Origin of the sequence: Brumimicrobium oceani, from assembly GCF_003143775.1 — a bacterium.
Classification (GTDB): Bacteria; Bacteroidota; Bacteroidia; order Flavobacteriales_D; family Crocinitomicaceae; genus Brumimicrobium; species Brumimicrobium oceani.
Map to the genome: position 1 here is coordinate 203,385 of NZ_QFRJ01000006.1, position 20,122 is coordinate 223,506.

Sequence of the window (20,122 nt, forward strand, 5' to 3'; positions counted from 1 at the left end):
TATGGCAAAATTTCTTCACATTGAAACTTCCACAAAAGTATGCTCTGTTGCGCTTTCTGAAAATGGACAATTAATCGATCTTTTAGAGGAGAGTTCAGATGCGTATATCCACTCCGAGAGACTCACTGTTTTTATTGATCAGATTTGCAAGAAGAACGAATGGAAACTGAGTGAACTAGCTGCTATTGTTGTTACTAGCGGCCCTGGTTCATATACAGGTTTACGAATTGGTGTTTCAACTGCGAAAGGCTTATGTTATGCTTTGAGCATTCCAATGATAGCTGTAAACACTTTAGAAAGCATTGCATATTTGGCACAAAAACAACATCCTAATTCAACAATTTGTGCGATGATTGATGCCAGAAGAATGGAGGTTTTTTCTACGATTTTTGATGCAGATTTTAAAGTGATCAAAAGTCTTTCAGCTGACATTCTAGAAGAGGAAACATACGAAGAATTCTTGCCACTAGTTATCGTCGGAGATGGAGCTTCCAAAACAAAAGAAATCTGGATGAATCGTGATTTAATTATTGATGAAACAATTGTTTCTAGTGCTGCTGGACAAGTAGAAATTGCTTTTGAGAAATTCAAAAATGAAGAATTTGAAGATGTGGCATATTTTGAACCGAAGTATTTGAAGGATTTTGTGGTTACTCCTTCGAAGAAAAAGGCTTTTTAAGTGATAATTCTTGGGATGGTTAGTTGACTCAATGGAACGCGGATGACGCGGATCTTCGAACGCGGATTTACACGGATTTTTGTTTTGTAGGATACGATTATTAATTAAAGCACAATTCCAAAAATTAACTACGTTGAGGGCTTCGCCATTCGTAATTATTTATAAACCAATCACAAACTGGAAAAAACACCTTTGCTTAAATCACTCAATTACATACTCTACCATCTCATCATTTTCTATATCGTAAACAACAGCTTTCGAAGTTACCAATAAAGTCATATAATCAATTTTTTTGTATGATAATTTATTATAGATGACCTTAGTTGCATCTCCGTTGATATTTCCTTGCACATAAGTTCTGGAGCTACAACTGCAAAATAATTTTTTAAAAGCACCTGTCCATATATTAAATTTGTAATTTTCATTAGACAATCTTATCAATGCTTCATTTTGGTTAATCCAAACAAATTCATTCATGAAATTTGTTCCGTCAAACAAAGCACTATAACCCACAAGTCTTTCCTTATTTTCAGGGTTAATTATAAAAAGTGAATCACCTATTTGTGTAGAGATATTATTTTGCATGTTCCAATCTAGATTTTTAGAACCATAATAGCTTATAGAGTCTAATAATTCACCGTCTAAATTCCATATTTTTCCAGAATAAATTGAGTTTTGCAAAAAACCATGATACGTAACAAATCGATTTCCATCTTTATTAAATTTAGGATGGAATTGCAAACCACCTGACACAATCATAGATAGTTGTGAGCCATCAGGTCTAATTCTATACAAACCATTATAACCGTTTACAAAAACAATCCAATTTGATTTACCCCATGAAGGATAACCAAAAATTTGTCCTTCAAAAATAAGCGTTTTTGTTTTTGTAACAAGGTTATATTTTATGAGCGACATACTGCCGTTAGGCAGATTTTTACCGTAAATAATTTCATTCTCATTGTTTGGGTTAAATATTGGGAAGTTCAAATAGTTTGAATCTTGCACATAATTATAACCAGCACCATAACCTTCTATTGGAGGAACAGCAACACATGAACAGGTGTCGGCCTCATTATTCAATATGGGTAACAACTGCATTTTATCTTTTCTGCATGAGGTCGGAAAAACTCCAAGTATAAACAGCAAAATAATTATAAAATAGTTTTTCATTTTCCTATTGTCAAGTAAACTCCAGCATTAAATCCAGAAAAATTAAGTGGTGTTTTATTAGATTCATCAATGAATAGCTTGCCACCTTCAGATTTCAAATCAGTTGTGATGAAATACTGATAACCAAAGCAAAAGCCAATACTTGAAAAAAGGTTATCGTTCAATAATATATATCCTAATCTTAAACAAGCCCCCAAATCTAGCCCATTTGATTTGAACTTGCGCATCAAAACTTCATCAACAGTATATTTATGGACATCATACCACCCCATATTGGCGAAGCCATACCCTATTTGAAAAGTTATTGCACTTTCTATTCTCGCAAGAGAAGGATACTTTTGCCAAAAGTTTAAATTGTGCAATAAGAAGCTAGATGAAACCCCAACATTTATTGAATTTATTTCATATCGGCGCTCTCCAATAACGGTATCAAAAAATGGCTCAAAAGGTAGTTCTGAAGAATAATTAATTTCTCTAATTACATTTCCATTTTGAAAGCTTCCATAAAAACCTAAAGAAAAATAAGGTGACGTTTGATAAGAAATTATTAAGCCATGCTTGAATCCAGATGAAATCGAAATATCATTCAGAGCTTTATCCGATAGAAATCCAAAGTTATCAGGATTATTTATTCTTTCATTGAAAGCTGTCATTTCAAACTGCTGATAACCTGTGTTTATCTCAATTTTTATAGTCTCCTTCTGTTGTGAAAAAAGCAGTGAAGGCATGACTAAAAGTATAAGAAAAACTATTTTTCGTATCACATCCTCAAATAGTGCATTCAGCTCCATCATATTAAAACGGGGAAGAATATTTATGAATAGCAATAACATATTTTTATTTAAAATTGAAGCCATAGAATTCAAGTTTATATTTAGTTTATTTCCCCACAGTAAGGTATAACCCTGCAGTTATTCCCGAAAAATCAAGGTTTGTTTTATTCGATTCTTCTGGAAAAAACGCTCCTTCAACAGACTGTAAATTCGATGTTTGGAGATATTGATAACCCATGCTAAAACCGATATTTGAAAAAATAGGATTTTTCAAAATAGTAAAACCTAATTTTAGACTCGCAGCAAGGTGAAAGCCATTGGATTTATAAATTCTTTTAATGGTATTATTATTTACTAAAAACTGATCGCTCCAAAACATCTTGGCTTTCGAATAACCTCCGTTCAATTTCACTGTACTTTCTATTCTTGAAAGAAAAGTTGAATGCTTCCAAAAGTCTAAGTTATGAATTAAAAATTCGGAGGTAATTCCAAAAATCATGGAATAGACTTCATTGGTTCGTTTTCCGATAAGGGTATCATTTGATGTGAATGGGTCAAATTGATACAAAATAACTCTTAAATCTCGCTCAGCTAAACCACTCTGAAAACTTCCGTATAATCCTAAGTTAAATAATTTAAAAGGCTGATAAGTTGCAAAAAGACCAAATCCAATCCCTTTATTTATAGACACGTCAATTAGTTCTTCATACAAAAATGATTCAATATACGAAGTGTCATTTATTCGTTGATTGAGTTCATCCATTTGATAATTTCGAAAACCAACATCAAGATCAAATTTTAGAGTTCCTTTTTCTTGTGAGTGAAGAAAGAAAGGTATTTGTACTATTAAAAAAATCATTATTTTCATCTTTTATTCTTTAATGAATTTTTTAATAATATGTTTTGATCCATCATCTAGTCTTAGGAAATAAATTCCTTTGCTCATGCTGTTAATGTCAATATTTAGTTGTTTAGCGCTATCAGTATTATTATCAAAATTGATTAACCTCATTTCTCTTCCCATGGCGTCGAATATTTGAATTGTTCGTTTTTGACCAAAATCTTGAATATTTGTAACTGTTATAGAAGACTCTGCAGGGTTAGGATAAATTGTAATATTACTATTAAATTCCTGATTTGAAGTACTAAGTGTTGGGTTTAATAAATGTAATGAGTATGAATACTTTATCTCATTTGGAGGACAGGGAAACCAAAAATCTGCATACGGAGCGCCTGGACTCATAAAATAATAGAATGTAGTTACTGTTCCAGAAACAGTATTATTCGGTATATCAACAGTATAGTTCTCCCAAAAATAATCACCATTAATTTCATAATTATACACATTAGAGGTTGCAATATTATAATTACTCGCACCACCTTTTTGCAGTGATTCCGATTCCCACCAATCTATAATCTCATTTCCGTTAGATGGGGTGTAGCTTACATCCCATTCCATCTTAAATTTGTTTGCAGAACTAAATTGAGTCCCCTCAGGAATTCCATACTCTCCAAATTTTGACACATTAAAGTTATTTAAAACACCCATATTCGTTGAGTTTGCCTCCCAACTATAGAAATTTCGGTGTCTTACTGTATAAGGACTTGTGATTTGATTGACAGCTTCTCTCGCATCAAGTAATCCATAACCGTTATTAATCGAGTAAGTATTTTGGTTCGAAGCGGTTTTTTGCATTATATTTTCGATGTCTTCAACAGTTAATTTATTTTTATACCTCCAATGAGTTTCAGGTCTATGAGCACTGTACATTAGCGCCGCTACCCCCGTAACCATGGCCGTAGAGGCGGAGGTTCTATCAAAGCATGAGTAATTACTGTTATTTTGAGAATTTGGCACATTACAAGTTGATTGTGTACTAGCATCTAAACTGTTGGAAGTAGTAGAAACAAGTGAATTTGTACCTGGCGCCATTATATCCACCTTACAACTAGGAGATGGAATACTCCCATTGACTCCATAAGATGATGCCCAATTTCCCGAACCATTGGATAAATCTTTTATTTCACCATCATTGCCACTAGCCATTACATTAATTACCATAGGATCATAATAACACGCCGGGAACTCAATTATATTTTGATGATTAGCATCAGCACCATTATTACCCCTTGCGGCAATATTAATAGTGTTATTCTTCCAACTTATTTTTAGAGCATCCCTAACAGTTTTATCACCAGTCTCAAATTTTCCGTAACTATGATTAGATATATCCAATCCAAATCCGTAACCTGTATTAGTGTTTAAAGAAGCCTCTATCATTGCTTCAGCAACCATAGAGCTTGGAGTATTCCAATTTAAATAAAAGATCCCAAGTGAGTACAATTGCACTCCAACTCTATTCAGTGGGTCGGCAGCAAAATCCCCTCCTGCGATACCTGCTATGCCAGCGTCGTTGTTTCTGTTTGCTCCAATAATACCAGCGACTTGAGTTCCATGACTAATTGTTAGTGTATTTGCATTAACAATATTGTTGGTATTCAATTTATAATTCTTGCCTCCCCTAATTTTAGAATCTTGCAAAGTTCCAGTAGGTCCAAACTCAAAATGGGAATAATCAATTAAATGATCGTGTATTCCAACTTTAACATCACTAGAACCTATATCTGTAGCATTATTATCAAGTATTTCCCACGCTCCTTCAACATTAATATCAGCATTTGGATAAATTGAATTTGGATAAAGTCCTAATTGGTAATTGCCATAAAAATCATCATTAGGGACACTATTGGTATGATAAATATATTCTAATTGAGCATTATGAATACCAAAAATTGATTTTAATGTATCAGCTATATAAAGCTCATCATATCCCTCAGGAATCTCAACTATTAATGAGGTCCAAAATTCTGGTAGTCTAATGGTATCACCTAAACGAGTATAGGACAACGAATCGGCAGAAGTAGCGTTACGATGAATCTTATATGTTGTAAGTCTATTCCAATTAAAACCAGTTAATTTACTCATTTGACCAATTAAATTAATGTCAACAAATTCATCCAATCGACCAGCAGTAAAAGCTTTCCTATCAATATTTAATATATTTAATTGTGATTTATCAAATTTAACAATAACATTGTTATTTAAATACTTCCCTATACCGTTAGATGGTGTAATAGCTATTCCGCTTCTTTCTATCAAACTATACTTAACAGTAACATCCTTATAATTCCCATTTGCTTCCCTCATTTTTCCAACTACAACAATATTCTCTGCCAAATCAATTGCAATTCCAGTTGGCATATCATCAAGTCCATTTACTCCTTCAAATATGGCTTGGGTAAACAACTCACCATTCGGTTTATAACCTAAAGTTTGAAAATCTGCATTAGCGTTATTTCTAGCTGTTCCAGTAACAAAAATGTCTTGATTACTAGCGATTACTAATTGAACAGCTTCGTCATCAAGATTAGCTTGTCCATTAAATTCTCTAGCCCATTGCAAAACTCCTGAAGAGTTATATTTTAAAAGAGAATAGTTTTTTCCTTCATTTGGGTTGGAAACAAATCCAGCAACATAAACATTACCTAAATCGTCAACTTTAACCCCCTTTCCTCTATCATCGGCTCCATAACCATCATGGTGATTTTCCCAAATTATGTTTAGTTGTGGATCTAATTTGTAAACACTCATGTCGTAGCCTGAATTTAAATTTCTAACCGCTCCAGCAATGTAAACATTTCCGAGATTATCCACCGTTAAATCATATACTTCATCTATTCCTTGGGTTGCATTTCCTTGGCTTCTTCTTTCATAGAGTTGATCTCCATTTAAAGGATTGTAGGTTAAGGTGGCTAATTCCCATCTATTGAAATTAATTTGACTTCCACCAGACACAAACAAGTTATTTCCATCATACTTAATTTTCGCTGCTACATCTTGCAATGCTGCAAAATCATATCTTGTTTCCCACAACTGAGCTCCATTATTTGAAGCAATGCTGATCGTTATAAAATCTGAGTTACTTGTAGCTTCAAAACTTCCACCAGTCACATAAACACTTCCATTGTTGTCACCTGTAATTGAAGTTCCAAAATCTTTTGGAGTTGGACTTCCGCCATTATCATAATAAGAATACCATTGAAAAACTCCCGAGCTATTGTATTTTAAAACAACCAAATCTTGATCATTTGCGGCTAGTTTTACAGAAGACCCAGTAATGAAAACATCATAATTGTCATCTACAAAAATATCCGCTGCAAAATCATCCATATTTGCTGCTCCGTCAAATATTTCTTCCCAAAGAAGACCTCCATCTGGGTCAAATTTCTGAATGATTATATCGTGATTGTTATTTATGTTGATTGCAGAACCAGCCATATAAACATTCCCTGCATCATCTGTTGTACTGGAGTTTTTATAAAACAAAGCAGATTCTCCTCCATCTTGATTCCAAGTTTCAGAAAAGTAAACTTGATCTTGTCCGAAAACTAGAAATGGAGTAAACATAAGTAAGAAGATTAATGGTAAAACCCTTTTAATTCGCTCCTTAAAGCTGTGTGTGTGTGTGTGTGTGTCCAGTCAAATACAGTACTAAGAGTTGTTTCTGATAAATGCGAAACAGTGTGTATTGAGTTCAAAGAATTTGAACCAAAATTGCTAAGATTTTTCATAATATGTAGTATTTAATTCTCTATAAAGCTAAAACACATTTTTGGTAAAACCTAAAAAAGAGTTAAATATTCGTTATATTCCTCAATTATTAAATCAATAATAACACTCCAAAACCCAAAGATATTAAAAGATAACTTAGAATTGTTAAAAATTGTTAATAAATTATTTGATGTAATGGAGTGCAAAATTGACAATTGTTTGGCTTAATCGAATGTGCTTTTAAAGAGCTTGTCAGTTTAATTGCACTTAATCATCAACCGCTGCATTAATACAGATATTTGAACTTTAAGATATTCTTATCTGAAGTTTCGGAGTTAAATTGTTCCAATGATAACGAAACACTTAGTTTTTAGGAGTGTCACCAAAAGCAATTCATTAAGGTTAAAAATATTACCCACCAACTGCTTTAAAAATCCTCTCCCTTACTCCCCAATTCGTAATTAACTTCGTTGAGGGCTTCGCCGTTCATAATTACCTATGTATCGCCGGTCTCAATTTCATAAATCCTGCAAATGCAAAACCAATCACCAAGGTTAAATCGGCGCAATGATAAATCCAGAATTGATCTTCGAGTTGCATGAAACTCGCTCTGTTTTCTACAGTTTTTACTACAAAATATAAATGCACAGCCCAGCCTGAAAAGAAGGACGAAACACTGGAAATTACAAATGAATTAAAAGCATCTTTCTTTTCTTCTATTGTTGATTTTTCGCTTTTATTTAGGGTCGCTAACATTGCTATGGTTACCACTAATAAAACAAGATAGACCAATTTCAAAAAGGCTGGTTTTTCATAACGAAACATCGTATTGGTGAAATAGGTGACTATTTGCTCAGAGGTTTGATCTGCGTAAAAAAGGAAAATCCCAAATACGAGCACAAGAAAAAGTCCTAAACGGTATTCTTTTTTAAAGAGGAAGCCCAAAATTTCTATGTTTTACGTTTTTTCTTCTTCGCTGCTGGAAAAAGAACGTTATTTAATATTAAACGATAACCTGGTGAGTTGGGATGCAAACTCAAATCTGTATGCGGATCTCCAACCCTGTGCTGATAATCTTCTGGATCATGCCCACCATAGAAAGTCCAAGTTCCTAAACCTAATTCTCCATGCACATATTTCACGGTTTCAATGGCTTTTGATTCTCCCATAATTGTAACAGAAGGCTTAATGTATTCCTTTACAAAATCTGTGGTTTGACCATAGAAATTTTTGATAATCGTTGTATGATTTTGGGTTAACATTGTAGGTACAACATCCCATTTTGCAGAAAATTCAAACAATGTGAAAATATCGTCTTTTTCTCCAATTCGTCTGTGCCTATCTGTCCCGTCTATAGTAGAATATTCGTATTCCATTGGATTTTCTTTGATTTCATAATTTTCAAAGGCAAGTCCATTTTCAAAGTCCATTTTTGATTTATAGTTGGGATCCATTCCATCTCCATCAAACATGTGTTCAACGATATCCGTTTTGTGGGCTGCTAAAGCAATGTCAAAACTATCTGTTCCGCTGCACATTGTAAAAAGAAATCCGCCTGAAAAAACGTAACTTTTAATCGTTTCTGCGACTGCTAATTTCATATCAGAGACTTTGGCAAACCCCATGCTTTTTGCGCTGGCTTCTAGGGTTGCAACTTGCTCTCTGTACCATGGTGCGTTTCTGTAGGCAGCATAAAATTTACCGTATTGACCTGTGAAATCTTCGTGGTGCAAATGTAACCAATCGTAGTCTTTTAATCCACCTGCAATTACAGTGCTGTCATAGACTTTATCATAAGGAATTTCGGCATATTCCATAACCAAAGTCACGGCATCATCCCAAGGTTGTTTTCCTCCTGGCGTATAAACTGCAATTTTTGGTGCTACTTCTAATTGCACCACTTCTTGATTTACTTCAGGAGAAGAAATATTTCTTTTTATGTTATTCACTTGTCCATCGGCTAAAATTTCATAGCTCACCCCACGAATGACCAATTCATTTTCTATGGCTGAAAGTTGTGGCAGAAGAAAAGAACCACCTCTATAATTGAGCAACCACTCCATTGTTACACCATTTTCTAAAACGAAATAAGCGATTCCATACGCTTTTAAATGATTGGCTTGTGCTTTATCCATAGGCACTAAAATGGAAGCTGCAAAAACTTGAAACCCTATTAAAAGTGCTATTATTGTTGTAAAAATGTACCGCATAATTATTTCGTTTAGAACAAAGTAATAAAAAATTTACCGACTCAACAATTAAAACGGAGCTTCACCGCTATCATTGTGTGAAATATCAAAATCATCATCATCGATATCGTCCATTCTACTAGAAATTACCATGCGATTTTCGGCAGCTGATGTATCGAACTCATTTCCAACAGGCATTGCACCCAGTTGCGGAACTTCTTCATCCATTCCGAAAGATTCAACGTTAGCAAACTTGGCGTATTTCCCTATAAATTTCAAACGAACTGTATCCGTAGAACCATTTCTGTGTTTTGCGATAATAATATCTCCCATTCCTTGTGTTGGCCCTTTTTCATCTTCCAACAAACCATAATATTCGGCACGGTAAATAAATGAAACGATATCGGCATCTTGCTCAATTGCTCCAGATTCACGAAGGTCAGAAAGAATTGGTCTTTTATCTCCTCCACGCTGTTCCACCGAACGACTCAGCTGAGACAAGGCAATAACAGGAATATTTAATTCTTTTGCAATTTCTTTAATCGAACGAGAAATTTGTGAAATCTCTTGCTCACGGTTTCCCCCACCTTTATTTGTTCCAGCTGTCATTAATTGAAGGTAGTCAATGATTACCAATTCAATATTGTGTTTTTGTTTCATTCGACGGCACTTAGCACGCAATTCGAAAATCGAAATTCCTGGCGTGTCATCGATATAAATTGGTGCTTTGGATAAACGCGCAATTTTGGTATGAATCATTTGAAATTCATGGTCTTCAATATTACCTTTTCTTAATTTCTCAGCATCAATTTGCGCTTCTGAAGAAATCAAACGTTTTACCAATTGCACACTTGACATCTCAAGCGAGAAAAAGGCAACTCCCATATTGTAATCTACCGCTGTGTTTCTTGCCATAGAAAGTACGAAAGCCGTTTTCCCCATTGCAGGACGTGCGGCAATTACAATCATATCCGAACGTTGCCAACCAGAAGTTAGCTTATCTAATGCTTTTAAACCTGTTGGAATTCCGGAAACCCCATCTTGATTTCCACGTGCACTTTCAATCTCTTCTATGGCACCTTTCATAGCAGTTTGCATGGTGTCGTAGCTCTTTTTCATGTTGTTTTGAGCTATGGCAAACAAATCTTCCTCTGCTTTTGAAAGCACACTAAAAACATCTTTGGTTTCGTCGTAAGCTTCTTTTAGAATCTCACTAGAAATTCCAATAATTTCTCGTTGAATATATTTCTCAATGATAATTCTACCGTGATGTTCAACGTGCGCAGCTGAAGCAACTTTATTGGTTAAGGTAGACAAGTAATAAGCGCCACCAGCAATTTCTAAACTTCCTAATTTACGGAGTTGTTCAGTGACTGTTAAAAGGTCAATTGGAGTTGTTGTATTGTACAATTCCGTCATGGCTTCAAAAATGGCCTGATGCTTAGGATCATAGAAAGCGTCTTTGGTTCTAAGAATATCAATAACGTTATTCATGGCAGTACCATCGATCATCATGGCCCCCAAAACAGCCTGTTCTAAATCAGTGGCTTGTGGTGGGATTCGTCCAACATCCATAGGGCTTTTCGCTCCACGTGTGCTTCTGCTCATTGTCATTTTTCCTTCTTTTTTATCCTGCTTCTCCATATTGCAAATATATTTAAAACCAATTCGAAAGTTGGCTTTAAGGGTATCATCTTTTAAGATTGTGTAAAACTCTATTTTGGTGTATAACTTTTATTTCGCCAGAGCCTTGATTGTGCTTTCAACTAATAGTATAATTACAAAAAACTATCATTAGTTTTGCACATACAAAGTTACGATAAACAAGTTCGAAAAGAGAAAGATTGGAAAATTGATTTTTAGAAATAGACTAAAACATGAAAAGACAAATAATTACAACAAAAGATGGATCAAAAACGCTCTATCTTCCAGACTTATACGAACATTACCACTCCAATCACGGGGCGCTTCAAGAAGCAATGCATGTTTTCATAAAAAGTGGTTGGGATGAAATTGAAAAGGATCATGTCAATATTTTAGAAGTGGGTTTTGGTTCTGGATTGAATGCAATAATCACAGTAAATGCAAGTTTAAAAGACAATAAAAAGGTTTATTACGCTGGCTTGGAGGCTTTTCCCGTAACACAAGAAGAGGTTGATTTATTGGGTTATGCAGAACTGGAAGATATTGAACCCGTAAAAACGGAATTCAACAAGATGCATGCTACAAAATGGGATGTTCCAGAGGAGATTAATGAATTGTTTACTTTGGAGAAAATTCAGCAAAAAATGGAAGATTTTGTTCCCAAAAAGGAAAGTTTCGACCTTATTTATTTCGATGCATTTGGTCCCAGAGCGCAACCTTTTATGTGGACAGATGAAGTTTTATCGAAAATGTATGATGCTTTATCAACCAATGGAATCTTTGTTACGTATTGTGCTAAGGGAGATGTCCGCAGAAGTTTGATTGCTTTAGGATTTGAAGTAGAAAAAATCCCCGGACCTCCAGGAAAAAGAGAGATGTTGAGGGCGAGGAAGAGATAAAGCAAACCATTGAGTTAAACGTAGATTTCAGTTAAGCTTCTGCAATTAAAGTAAACCCTAAGAGTGAAGATTTACTTATCTTTGCTCCTTTAAGTATGAAAATTATGATTAAAAACAGTTATATATTTGCCCTTTTAGGACTTGGTATGCTATTCTCTTGTACCTCCGAAGAAAACACAGAAGAGGAACAATTCTTTGTAAAAGAGGAAGTAAGCACGGAAAGAGATGAATTAGCTGAAATCTCCGACAGTTTAGAAAACAATCCTGAAAATATTGATTTATGGATTCGTCAGGGAGAGCTTTGTAAAGAAAATCTTAATTTTTCGTGTGCCTTAAATGCCGGAGCGAAAGCCTTTAGAATTGATTCAACAAATATAAAAGCACGCCAATTGTATGCTTGGACATTAATCAATAAACCTGAAACACCAAGATCAGACATTGAAAGAGCGAAACGCCATTATCAGTATGTGCTTTCTCTTCAACCCAAAGATCCACAAACTTTGGTAGAATTGGCGAATACTTATTCTTTAACAGGAGATTTTAAAACCGCCATAAAATATATCAATGACGCACTAAGAATGGACGAACGATACCGAGACGGATATGTTTTGAAAGGTTCAATTTATAAAACTTTAGAGAAAAACGATTTGGCCGTTTCCAGTTATCAAACGGCACTTCAAATTGATCCAGAATTTTTTATTGGTCATTTAAACACAGCTTGGTTACTGACTTCAATGGGGAATCATAAACTAGCGCTTGAATACTACCAAAACGCGGTTGAATTAAAACCAGAAAACTTAAACGCAATCTATGGAATTGCAAAAAGTCTACAAGATTTAGGTGAGTATGATAATGCATTGAAGGAGTACAGAAAACTTGGAAAAATTGAACCCGAATTTCACATTACATACTACAATCAAGGGGTGATCAAGCATTACTACCAAAAGGAACTAGACAGTGCGGCTTATTTTTATGATAAAACTTTAGATGTCAAAGAAGAATATCCATGGGCTTGGTTTCAATTGGGAGAGTTGTACTATGCACAAGATAGATTTCAGGAAGCAGGTAGAGCCTACACCGAAGCAATCAAGATAGACGAAAACTTTGAAGAAGCCAAACAAGCAGCACAAAAACTGCGTGGTAAATACTAGTTTTCAATGCATCGTTTTAAATTAATCCATGCGATTAGTGAGGCGGTAATTCCTATTTTGGGATTGGTGTTTTTTGACTGGGGTATTTACTTCATTTTACTGTTCTATTTTATTGATTTAGTTGCAACCGAAGTTTTTGTCTACATCAAAGTCAAAAAAATCATTCAGTTTCAAAAAATTAACTTCCCTTTTTCTATAAGCTATGGTAGGTTAATATTCAACTCCGTGTTGATGCTTTTAGTCATTGTAATTGCACATCTTGCGGTTTATTTTATCCTTCCAGGTATAGATTTTCCGAATCAAATCATAGAATTCTTGAGCTACGAAGAAGCGGGAATCCCTATTCCACAAGGTTATATTTTATTGCCTTTGGTTGTTTTAGGAAATTTCCAGCAATACAAAGCCATGTTTGTGAAGACAGGCGCCTACCAGATGTCGTCATGGAAAAACTTGATTTTCGCAAGAAGAAAAGCCTTGCTCATCGCACTGGCTGGAGGTGGTTTGGCAATTGGATTAGCAAACTTAATTTTGCTTCCTGGTTATGTTTATGTTTTAGTGATTGTTGGAGTGAAATTTTATGTGGACTTGAAAAGCCAAGCGCATTAGAGAGCGTTTGTTATACGCTGTAATGGAACGCGGATGATGCGGATGCAAGCAACGCAGATTTTCACGGATTTTTTTACAGTTATTTGTATGAAAATTATAAGACATTGGTTGAAATTGCAAAACAGTAGAGACGCGATGCATCGCGTCTCTACTGTTTTGCAATTATATCATTCCTGTCTAACCTTTACTTCCATGTTTCTTCTGTGTTGTACAATCTTGGTGGATCAATTTGTTTTTCTTTAAACACAATTCCATAGTCTTCCAATTCTTTCAAAATTGGATTATACACATCTCTGTGGGTTGGAATAACCACTCCTTTTAATTGGATCGTTTCGTTTAGAATTTTCTTTACACAAATTCCCAAAGGCAAACCTACCGTATTACTCATCGAAGTAAATGTTTGGTCTTCACCAATATTCACCATTTCAGAAGTGATTTCTCTTAATTCATCATTCAGTTTATAAACAAATTTGTGATACATCACAATCATGTCTTTATCATCTGGTTTCAATTGCCATTTCGCTTCCAAAATGTGTTGTAACATTTGCGCAGGAGTGGCATTTTTTAATCCGATTTTTTTCTCGTTATCGAAAATCCCTAACCAAACCAACTTGTCCCATAAGGAATCATCAAGATCGATTTTCATGTAGTGACGCAATTTTAATTCAACCGAATCACTGTGATTGTATGGCAAAAATGAGTTAATGAAATCACGATTGGTCATGTTTTCACTTCCTTCTAAAGTGTAAGAATCATCTGTTGCTCCCAATTGAACAAAAACATCCCAAGCTCTAGAGAAACCAACTCTTCTCAATGTTCCACGATAAATGGTTGGAATTCCTTCTAAATCATATAATTCACGGTACATTAATGAATTTCTGTTGGCATAGCCTTCAAAACGACCGTATCCTTCGATATCGATAATTTCTGTTCTGCGGAACAATTTATAGTAAGGAATGTACTTATAAAGTCCTTCTTGAATAAATTGCGCTGCGCCACCTTGCCCTGCCAAAACAACATTTCTTGGATTCCAAGTGAATTTATAATTCCATGGATTATCGTCACTTTCTGGAGCTACAAGCCCCCCAGTAAATGATTCAAAAATCTTCATTTCTCCACCCGCATCACGAATTTCATCAATCACACGCATTGCACTCATGTGGTCAATCCCCGGATCAACACCAATTTCATTCATAATGATAATTCCGGCCTCTTTCGCTTCTTCATTTAGTGCTTTCATTTCTGGGGAAACGTAAGAAGGAGTAATCAAATCTTTTTTCATTTGAATACAATCCTTTGCTACATCGACATGAAAACGAGCGGGCAACATACTAATGACGATGTCTGCTTTTTCAATTTCCGGTTTTCTTTCGATAGGGTCCAGAGCATTAAAAACCATTGCAGTTGCAAACTTGGATCCGTTGATTTTTTTCTCAATGACTTCCTTGTTTTGATCTACAATTTTCAAGTGCCATTGTTCCTTTTCAGCATTTTGAAGAAGGTAACGTATTAGTGAGGAAGATGATAATCCTGCTCCTAATATTAAAATATTTTTCATTGTTTGATAATTTTTGTTCCTGCGTGTATTAAAAATAAAACCATTTTTTGAAGTTCAAAATTCAAACGCATTCTCTATTTGATTAAGTAACAAAACAAAGGAAAATCAAGGTATTTATCAAGTAAATTGGTTTTTAGTTTTGGTAATTTATGGTTAAAAACTAGCTACCACGAGAAAAAAATCTCGCGGCAGCATGGGTGGTGGCAGATTAGGGGTTGCTAGAGACTATGAGAAAAAAAATCTAGGTAGTTTAGAACCACGAGAAAAAAAATCTCGCGGTAGTTTAGAACCACGAGATAAAAATCTCGCGGTAGCATGGGTTTGGGGATTTGGGTTTTAGGGATGGGGTGTTTTCCTTCGCACCTGGACGGACGATTTGCAAATCGTCCGTACGGGGCGAAGGCTTTTGCGCTTGCGCAAAAGAGCTTAAAAATTCCAGCTCATTTTTAAACTCATTGTAGTTCCTTGGCGAAGTGAGAAGAAATGTTCATCTTCTGCTTCAAAGGATTTGAAAACTGCTTCTTTTTTACTGTTTAAGATGTTTTTAAACATAATTCCAGCGTTAAACTGATCTTTCTTTCCGAATCGTTTTGAAATATTCATGTTTACTCCATGGAAAGGAACCGTATAAATATCTGGTCGGTCGGTTATTCCTGAAAACAAAAGCGTTTCTCCTTGCACGTTGTAGTAAACTCCAATATTTAAGTTTTCACCAAATCCAGTTTCACCCGTGTATTCGATTCCTCCATTCACAATCCAAGGTGCTTGTCCAGCCATGTCTCTGTACTCTTCTATTTCTTGTCCTGCTCTGGCGTTGTTTACCCTCGATTCGTATTCTGTTGAACTCAATTCTATTTGTGACTGTGTTAGGGTTACATTCATTGCAAAAGCGAAGTTATCTAAGTTTTTCGAGAGAAATCCTAGTAACTGTCTGGCTTCAAACTCTAGTCCTAAAACAGTTCCGTCCCCTACATTTCTTGGCTGAAAAGCGCCAGATTGCGTAGCAAACTGTACCACTTCAATAGGGTTTTCAAACATCTTGTAGAATCCGCTGATCGAGAAAGTTTGTCCTCTTCCATGGAACATTTCCCATCTCAAATCAAAATTATGAATGGAAGTACTTTGTAGGTTTCCATCCCAATATTCCACTCCGGAAACATCGTTGGCATCTCTAAATAAGCCACCAATAAAAGTTCTTCCTGTAATTGGATCCAAAATTTCAGAGTAAGACAATTCCTTGAATGAAGGTCTTGCCGTAGTTTTTCCGTAAGAAATTCTAATGTTTTGCTTTTCTGAAACGGAATATACCAAGTTCATTGAAGGAAATAATCCCAATTCCTCTAAAACAACATCGTCATTCAAGACATTTGTTCCCAATTGATCTCTTCCAGTGTATCTTTGAGAATAAATTTCTGTTCTTAATCCTAGAATAATTTTCAACTGTTTAACTGGTGAAATTTCTGTTAAACCATAAAAACCAGTTGATGAAACAGAAGACTCAAATTGATTTGGATTTACTGGTATAAATGGAGTCTCAAAAGTTGTTCCCTTCGAAATATCTCCGTTGTATGGCCATAGGTTTTCCTCGGCAAACAATTCGTTAGGATCTCCAGTTAACTCCACATTCCTGACATTTATAGAGAAAGAACGAATCTTAAATTCACGCTTTTTATAACTTTGCATTGCGCCAATCTTGAATTGCGCTTCATTTCCAAAAAGCTTTAAATTCTTCTTTAAATCAACTTTTGCTGAAGTATTTATTTCATCCAATTCTCTCCAAATTCTTTCTGGAAATCCAGATTCTGTTCCAATATTAAAACTTCCATCATTTCTTTCTTCGTAACGTGTAAATCGAATATCTGGATTATCAATTGAAGAAAGTGAAGTCGATGAAGCCCAATCTAACTCAAGATTCTTGTTGGTCAATTTATGACTTCCAGAAACAATTACTGTTGACAAAGCACGTTCTGCGTATTCTAAATTGTGTTGAAATCCAGAGAAAACTGCACCTTGATCTGTTTTGTCATAATCAAAAATTCCTGCAGTGGATGTTCCGTTTTGTAAGTGTAACAAATTAAAATTGTACTTCGATTTCGCTGTATTCAAGGTTAAACCTAACATTCCGCTCAGCAAAACATTATTTTCTCCATAGTTACCTTCTTGAATTTCTCTCATCTCCATGCTTGTTTCATTTCTATCATTCGACAAGCCATATCTTGAGAACAAAGCATCTTCATAAAACTTGGTTTCATTTTTATAAGAGACATTAAAATTATAGCCAATTGTGTACCCTTTTTTCTTAAATAAATCTCCCACATTTGCATCGATTCCCATATCCATTAAGGAATTAGATTCCATTGCTGCAAGGGTTGGGTCAAATGAACCTAAAATTTGCTGATATCGTTTTGCTTTCGCTCCATCAGGGTTGGCAATTGTTTCTGCGAAAAAAGGGATATTATTTTCTGCTGGAATTTCACGAGAGTTTTTTCCGAAAGCCAAGGCATCAGCTCCACTTTTTTCATAGGTAAGATAATTGTCCTTAAAATGATAATTCGGATTAAAAGCGGTGCTCATCGCAATACTTCTTGTACTTTCTGTGGCTGCACTATTTAAAGAAATGTCAATTAGTCCTCCTGTAAAGTCGGCTGGTAAATCGGCAGAAGCTGACTTATAAACTACAATATTATCAATCATTTTTGTAGGGAATATATCCATCTGAACAGTATTTCTATCAGGATCTAAACCTGGAACTTCTAATCCATTCAGCAATGTTTTACTGTATCGGTCTCCAATTCCACGAATGAAAATGTATTTCCCATCGCTTAAAGAAACACCGGGAATTCTCCTCATAGCTGCACCGGCATCAGAATCTCCTGTTTTCTTAAACTTCGCAGAAGACATTCCATCAATCATATTGCTGGATTTTTGCTTTAACGAAAGAATTGCATTTTCGGTATTCGTTTTTCGATTTGCAGAAATTACCACTTCCTCAAAGTCACTTGCTTCAGATTGAATTTGAAGTAAATCTAATGCAGTTGTTTGTTCAGGTTTTACTTCAATGGCATTTACAATTAGTGTATCATAGCCCATGTAAGTCACTTGCAAATCATAAATTCCCTGCTCCACCGCAATAGAAATTCCACCATCTAAATCTGAGTAGGCTCCAATTTTATGGTTTTTCACCATTACGCGAACTCCAGGAAGTAGCTCTCCTGTTGTTCCATCCGTAATTTGACCTGTGATAAATCCTTGTTGCGCATTCATTACAAAAGATGTCCCAACAAAAATAAAAGTGATAAAAAGTAAATGTAATTTCATAAAAATCATTTTTAAAAAAATCAAAACATCCCAAAGCCTGAGTGCAATGGGACATTTTGGAGTTTAAAGTTTTAGAAATTTGATAATTCTCCGCGTTTGTCAGACAATGTCCACCCTAAGAAAGGGGTAACATCCGCTCCTACTGTATTTGCATTGAGCATCACACTTGAAGCATTGGCATCAGTTCCGTCTTTAAAAACATCTGTTAACATGCTTCCATTTTCAAGTGTAATTTCAAGATTTGAAAAGTTGATAATTCCGTTGGTGAAATTATCTATAGAAGCTTGACCACTCAATGAAAAATCTCCTCGACCATCAGTTGCAGGGTCTGGGAAACCAAAGAAGTAAGTGTTTGCTAAGTTAATTCTTGCACCGTCTCTAAAGTCTGCCAATTCAGTATTTGAAGCTCCTTTTACAGAACCATTTCTAATCGTATGTGCAGCAAGGGCTGATCCTTCTGGACCATCAATTTCAAGTGCGTGGTCTGTGGTTTCTCCCGCAATAACGATGAAATTATCTAATGTTCCGCTCCATGCTTGGTCTGTGTCTAAGGCGTCATCACCAGCATTCCAAACAATTGCATTTTTCACATTCACGGAACCGCCAAACCACTCTATTCCGTCATCTTGGTTTGAAACCACTTCTATGTTTTCGACAACTGTTCCATTACCTACTCCACCAAGTGTCAATCCATTAATTTCGTTTCCTTCTCCAATATTTGCTCCTCCATGACGAATAGAAATATATTTTAAAACTCCTGAATTATCTGTTGCATCAGAACCTCCGTACAATCCATTTTGGTCAGATGGCGGAATTCCTTCAATTTGTACCGATGGATTATCTGCTGAAATTGGCGCGTTTCCTAAAACGATTAACCCTCCCCAAAGTCCATCTAAGTCAGCACTCATGTTTGGACTATCAATTTGTCCTGGTTGAATTTCGTCGGCTATTGTGGTAAAAATAATCGGTGAAGTTGCGTTTCCTTCTGCCATTAACTTTCCTCCTCTTGCGATAATTAAAGCGGTGGCATTTGGACCTGTACCCACTTCACCTTTAATTATCGTTCCTGGCTCTATTGTTAAAGTTACTCCTGACAGAACAGTAACTCGTGTATTTAAAACATAGACTTTGTCATTTGTCCACGTAGTATTTTCTGAAATATTTTCTGAAACAATTATTGTAGAACCATCATTTATTACTTCTTCGTATTTACACGAACCATCGTCTTTTTTAGCTTCTTCGCTATAATTAATTGCTGTTTCATCTGTACATCCTTCTTTCTTACAAGATGTAGTTGCTAGTGTGAGTGTTGCCAAGACCAATAAGCCGCCTACTCTTAATTTTTTAGTTTTCATTTTTCGTTCTTTAATTATTTAGAACAAAGGTGCGGATGAAAAACGCTTTTCCTTTTAAGGGTAAATTAAAGCTATATTAAATTGATGTTAAGAGGGCTTGAGTATTCAATATTGAGTATTTTAATGCCTCCATTATCACTCAACTAATCTCTGGATAGTGTTAAA

Annotated in this window: 14 protein-coding genes; 4 read left to right on the plus strand and 10 right to left on the minus strand. The window is 35.2% G+C overall.

Annotated elements, in window-relative coordinates; translation table 11 throughout:
- Window position 1 precedes the first annotated feature (1 nt).
- Window positions 2–679: a tRNA (adenosine(37)-N6)-threonylcarbamoyltransferase complex dimerization subunit type 1 TsaB gene (gene tsaB, locus DIT68_RS09615; protein ID WP_109359581.1), complete on the plus strand. Its 678-nt coding sequence runs from the start codon at window positions 2–4 to the stop codon at window positions 677–679.
- Between the two features lie 201 nt (window positions 680–880).
- On the opposite strand, the gene DIT68_RS09620 is transcribed toward tsaB, so the two are convergent.
- From DIT68_RS09620 to dnaB, 7 genes are all read right to left on the minus strand, one after another.
- Window positions 881–1,852 (minus strand): TolB-like translocation protein, encoded by a 972-nt coding sequence (locus DIT68_RS09620; protein WP_109359582.1) that lies wholly within the window; start codon window positions 1,850–1,852, stop codon window positions 881–883.
- Window positions 1,849–2,709 carry a hypothetical protein gene (locus DIT68_RS09625; RefSeq protein WP_146194176.1) on the minus strand — a complete coding sequence of 287 codons (861 nt, stop codon included), beginning with the start codon at window positions 2,707–2,709 and terminating at the stop codon, window positions 1,849–1,851. The genes DIT68_RS09620 and DIT68_RS09625 overlap by 4 nt, the downstream gene beginning before the upstream one ends.
- A 22-nt stretch (window positions 2,710–2,731) precedes the next feature.
- Complete coding sequence (locus tag DIT68_RS09630) at window positions 2,732–3,484, minus strand: hypothetical protein (protein ID WP_146194177.1); 753 nt, start codon at window positions 3,482–3,484, stop codon at window positions 2,732–2,734.
- 12 nt (window positions 3,485–3,496) lie between these two features.
- Window positions 3,497–7,093: a S8 family serine peptidase gene (locus DIT68_RS09635; RefSeq protein ID WP_109359585.1), complete on the minus strand. Its 3,597-nt coding sequence runs from the start codon at window positions 7,091–7,093 to the stop codon at window positions 3,497–3,499.
- A gap of 636 nt (window positions 7,094–7,729) precedes the next feature.
- Window positions 7,730–8,182, minus strand: a complete 453-nt coding sequence (locus DIT68_RS09640) for a hypothetical protein (RefSeq protein ID WP_146194178.1) — start codon at window positions 8,180–8,182, stop codon at window positions 7,730–7,732.
- Window positions 8,183–8,187: 5 nt separating this feature from the next.
- The gene (locus DIT68_RS09645; protein WP_109359587.1) at window positions 8,188–9,447 is read right to left on the minus strand and encodes an asparagine synthetase B; all 1,260 of its coding nucleotides are present in this window, start codon (window positions 9,445–9,447) and stop codon (window positions 8,188–8,190) included.
- A 48-nt stretch (window positions 9,448–9,495) separates the two neighbouring features.
- On the minus strand, window positions 9,496–11,040 hold the full coding sequence (gene dnaB / locus DIT68_RS09650; RefSeq protein WP_199223409.1) for a replicative DNA helicase: 1,545 nt from the start codon (window positions 11,038–11,040) through the stop codon (window positions 9,496–9,498).
- 263 nt (window positions 11,041–11,303) lie between these two features.
- Between dnaB and mnmD the strand changes: the two genes are divergently transcribed.
- The 3 genes from mnmD (at window position 11,304) to DIT68_RS09665 (ending at window position 13,726) form a co-directional block, all read left to right on the plus strand.
- Window positions 11,304–11,969: a tRNA (5-methylaminomethyl-2-thiouridine)(34)-methyltransferase MnmD gene (mnmD, locus tag DIT68_RS09655; protein ID WP_109359589.1), complete on the plus strand. Its 666-nt coding sequence runs from the start codon at window positions 11,304–11,306 to the stop codon at window positions 11,967–11,969.
- A gap of 104 nt (window positions 11,970–12,073) precedes the next feature.
- Window positions 12,074–13,120: a tetratricopeptide repeat protein gene (locus tag DIT68_RS09660; RefSeq protein ID WP_158276158.1), complete on the plus strand. Its 1,047-nt coding sequence runs from the start codon at window positions 12,074–12,076 to the stop codon at window positions 13,118–13,120.
- Window positions 13,121–13,126: 6 nt separating this feature from the next.
- Window positions 13,127–13,726 (plus strand): hypothetical protein, encoded by a 600-nt coding sequence (locus DIT68_RS09665; protein WP_109359591.1) that lies wholly within the window; start codon window positions 13,127–13,129, stop codon window positions 13,724–13,726.
- Between the two features lie 184 nt (window positions 13,727–13,910).
- Here the strand turns inward: DIT68_RS09665 and DIT68_RS09670 are convergent, their stop codons facing one another.
- The 3 genes from DIT68_RS09670 to DIT68_RS16430 form a co-directional block, all read right to left on the minus strand.
- Window positions 13,911–15,284 (minus strand): saccharopine dehydrogenase family protein, encoded by a 1,374-nt coding sequence (locus tag DIT68_RS09670; RefSeq protein WP_109359592.1) that lies wholly within the window; start codon window positions 15,282–15,284, stop codon window positions 13,911–13,913.
- Between the two features lie 426 nt (window positions 15,285–15,710).
- Window positions 15,711–18,602 carry a TonB-dependent receptor gene (locus tag DIT68_RS09675; protein WP_158276159.1) on the minus strand — a complete coding sequence of 964 codons (2,892 nt, stop codon included), beginning with the start codon at window positions 18,600–18,602 and terminating at the stop codon, window positions 15,711–15,713.
- A gap of 71 nt (window positions 18,603–18,673) precedes the next feature.
- On the minus strand, window positions 18,674–19,957 hold the full coding sequence (locus DIT68_RS16430) for a hypothetical protein (protein ID WP_199223405.1): 1,284 nt from the start codon (window positions 19,955–19,957) through the stop codon (window positions 18,674–18,676).
- Window positions 19,958–20,122: the final 165 nt, after the last annotated feature.